4 protein-coding genes are annotated in these 3,274 nt (G+C 61.1%); all 4 read left to right on the forward strand.

The window, feature by feature from the left end; all coding sequences use genetic code 11:
* Positions 1–397 (forward strand): tRNA (adenosine(37)-N6)-threonylcarbamoyltransferase complex ATPase subunit type 1 TsaE (tsaE, locus tag BG52_RS10165; RefSeq protein ID WP_036667202.1); only part of this gene is annotated, 397 nt, incomplete at its 5' end.
* Positions 387–1,244: a tRNA (adenosine(37)-N6)-threonylcarbamoyltransferase complex dimerization subunit type 1 TsaB gene (gene tsaB / locus BG52_RS10170; protein WP_081793755.1), complete on the forward strand. Its 858-nt coding sequence runs from the start codon at positions 387–389 to the stop codon at positions 1,242–1,244. The genes tsaE and tsaB, both read left to right, overlap by 11 nt.
* Before the next feature lie 3 nt (positions 1,245–1,247).
* Complete coding sequence (gene rimI, locus BG52_RS10175; protein ID WP_036585876.1) at positions 1,248–1,763, forward strand: ribosomal protein S18-alanine N-acetyltransferase; 516 nt, start codon at positions 1,248–1,250, stop codon at positions 1,761–1,763.
* The gene (gene tsaD, locus BG52_RS10180) at positions 1,756–2,814 is read left to right on the forward strand and encodes a tRNA (adenosine(37)-N6)-threonylcarbamoyltransferase complex transferase subunit TsaD (RefSeq protein ID WP_036585878.1); all 1,059 of its coding nucleotides are present in this window, start codon (positions 1,756–1,758) and stop codon (positions 2,812–2,814) included. Before rimI ends, tsaD begins: the two co-directional genes overlap by 8 nt.
* The last annotated feature ends 460 nt before the right edge of the window (positions 2,815–3,274 follow it).

Consider the following 3,274-nt stretch of genomic DNA (forward strand, 5'->3'; position numbering starts at 1 on the left):
GATCGCGCTCGACGGCGATCTCGGCGCGGGCAAAACGTACTTCTCCCAGGCGTTTGCGCGCGCATTCGGGGTGAGCGTCGTTGTGAACAGTCCGACCTTTACGATAATTAAGGAATACGAGGGGGCGTCGATGCCCTTTTATCATATGGACGTGTACCGGCTGTCGCAGGCCGAGGCGGACGAGCTGGGTCTGGACGATTATTTTTTCGGCGGCGGTACGACGATCGTGGAGTGGGCGAGCCTTATACCGGAGCTGCTGCCGCCGGAGCGGCTGGAAATGGTCATAGAGCGGACGGGTGACGAAAGGCGGACGATCCGCATAACCGGGCTCGGCGCGCATTACGCGGATTGGTGCCGGAGATTGGCGGAGAAGGAGACTAACGGGCATGACGCATAGCGTGAAAATGGCGGGATCGCCCGGGAAGCCGGGCGCGATCCTGGCGCTTGACACGTCGACCGCCGCCCTGGCTGCCGCCGTGGTCCGGGGCGGAGAGGTGCTGGCTGAGGTGCAATCATTGGCCGAGCGAAACCATTCGGTGCAGACCGTCCCTCAGCTGAAGGAGCTGCTTGTTTCGGCCAAGGTGGCGCCCGAGTCGTTAGCGGGCATCGCGGTCGGCCGGGGCCCCGGCTCCTATACCGGCATGCGGATCGCGGTCACCGTCGCCAAAACGTTGTCCTGGATCTGGAATGTGCCGCTTGTCGGCGTGTCCAGCCTGGAGGCGCTGGCTTACGGCTCATTCCGGAGCGCAGTTGCCGCTGGCAGAGGCGGAGCGGATGCAACGGCTGGGCCGGAGTGGCTTGTACCGCTTATGGATGCGCGCAGGGGACAGGTTTATACGGCGCTGCTGCAAGCCGAAGGCGGCGCCAATGCTGCTTCTGCCGGTGCCGCCGCATCCGACGAGGGTTGGACGCGCAAGGCGGATGACGGCATTCGGCTCATGCATGAATGGGTGGAAGAGCTGGCTGATTTGGCGGCCGGGTCGAATTCGCCGCCTGGCGCGGTTCGCATTACGGGCGATTTGTCGCTCCACGAAGCGGCGGCGGACCGGCTAAGCGGCCTGCTTGCGGAGCACGGAATGGTTGCGGTGAAGTCGCCGTATGTCATGGAAGGCCGCGCAATTGCCTGGCTCGGCGAACGGCGGCTGCTGCGGGGCGAAGCTGATGAGCCGCATGCGTTTGTACCGAACTATACCCAGCTGGCGGAAGCGGAAGTGAAGCTGCTGGCCAAACGGCGGGGGGAGTGACCGATGCCGGATCAAGCAAGCGGAGCGGCAGGGATACGCGCACGGGATGAAATCGAATTTCGTCCCATGGCGCTCGACGATGTGCAGACGATCGTAGAGATCGAACGCGAGGTGTTTACGGCGCCTTGGTCGTATGAGGCATTCGTCAATGAATTGAGGCATAATCATTTTGCGCGTTACCTGGTCATGATCAATGACGGATGCATCATCGGCTATGGCGGCATGTGGACGATCATAGACGAGGCGCATGTAACCAATATTGCGGTGAGAAACGGATGGCGCGGCTATGGCTACGGCGAGCGGCTGATGCGCGAGCTGCAGAAGCTGGCGGTCGAGAACGGCACGACGGCCATGACGCTGGAGGTGCGCGTATCCAACGAAGTCGCGCAGCGGCTGTATCGGAAGCTCGGCTTCAAGCCGAGCGGCCTGCGCCCAAAGTATTACACAGACAATCAGGAGGACGCGCTAATCATGTGGGCGGACCTGGCGGAGGAAGGAGCGGCTGACCACAATGACTAGCAGCCATCATGCGGCTGAGGACACCGGGATTCTGCTAGCAGTCGAAACGAGCTGCGATGAAACGTCGGTAGCGCTCGTTCGCGGCGGGACCGAAATCCTCTCCAATCTCGTATCGAGCCAGATTGAGACGCACCGGCAGTTCGGGGGTGTGGTGCCGGAGATCGCCTCCCGCAAGCATGTCGAAACGATCACGCTGATGATGGAGGCGGCGCTGCGCGAGTCCCGAGTGGCGCCCCGCGATTTATCCGCCGTTGCGGTCACGCAGGGGCCGGGACTGGTCGGCGCTTTGCTCGTCGGCGTCGTCGCGGCCAAAAGCTTCGCAATGGCGCTCGATCTGCCGCTGATCGGCACGCATCACATCGCCGGTCATATTTACGCCAATGCTCTGATCGGCGAGATCGTATACCCGTCAATTGCGCTTGTCGTATCCGGCGGCCACACGGAGCTGGTTTTGCTGGAGCGGGAGGGCGTGTTCCGGATTATCGGCCGGACGCGCGACGATGCGGTCGGCGAGGCTTACGACAAGGTCGCCCGCGCGCTGCAATTTCCATATCCGGGCGGCCCGCATATCGACAGACTCGCGCATGAAGCTACGGAAGTGAACGAGCTGCCGCGTGCGTGGCTCGAGCCGGATTCGTACGATTTCAGCTTCAGCGGCCTGAAATCGGCGGTGCTCTCGGCGATTAACCAGTCGAAAATGAAAGGCGAGCCGCCTGTTCGCCCCTCCATAGCGCGCGGCTTCCAGGAATCGGTCATCGACGTGTTGGCCACGAAGGCGGTGCGGGCGGTGCGCGAGTTCGGCGCAAAGCAGCTGCTTCTATGCGGCGGCGTGGCCGCGAATCGCGGACTGCGCGAAACGCTGACCGCGCGCTGCGGCGAGCAAGGCATCCCGTTGCTGATTCCGCCGAATGCGCTGTGCACGGACAACGCGGCCATGATCGGAGCGGCCGCTCATCTGAAATGGACGCGGCAGCAGTTTTCACCGCTCGACATGAAGGCTGATCCGGCGCTGTCGCTGGAGGAATGGTCGGTACGGGGCGAAGAAGCTTAGGCAGTTAACATTTATCCTGCCCCGATGCTCGCTGTGGAATGCGTATGTCGAAAAAACTCCCGTTAATCTCTGTGCAAATCGCCTCCCTGCAGAAGAGTGTGCCGAATTACAGGAGAAATTCCGTTTAATCCTACAGCCAACTCTAAGAAAGCAGATGAGCTGGATCTTTTCCTGCTGGCAGGTGACGCAGACCTCCATTTCAAACTCTAGTTCCAAATATGCATGGCCCTGTCGTGTTGTGTTGAATAAGGAATACGGGGAGCAACAGCATCTACTTAATGTAGCGTCGGTGAGAAAGAAAGAGCCGGCGGGAGAGCAACCGTCGGCAGGAGCATAAGTCACCCGGCGAGCTATTTTTGTTACACAGTAATTGTTAGGTCGGCGCGGAAATGGTCGGCTCGGTTATCATCGCGGAAGTCGTGTTGGCATAATCGGATACGGTGAGCACGACAGGGACACC

This window comes from Paenibacillus darwinianus (genome assembly GCF_000598065.1).
GTDB classification, from domain to species: Bacteria; Bacillota; Bacilli; order Paenibacillales; family Paenibacillaceae; genus Paenibacillus_I; species Paenibacillus_I darwinianus.

Excerpts from the sequence above, each read along its gene's own strand:
- tsaB (WP_081793755.1), top strand. The coding sequence starts at position 387 with ATGACGCATAGCGTGAAAATGGCGGGATCGCCCGGGAAGCCGGGCGCG.
- rimI (WP_036585876.1), top strand. The coding sequence starts at position 1,248 with ATGCCGGATCAAGCAAGCGGAGCGGCAGGGATACGCGCACGGGATGAA.
- tsaD (WP_036585878.1), top strand. The coding sequence starts at position 1,756 with ATGACTAGCAGCCATCATGCGGCTGAGGACACCGGGATTCTGCTAGCA.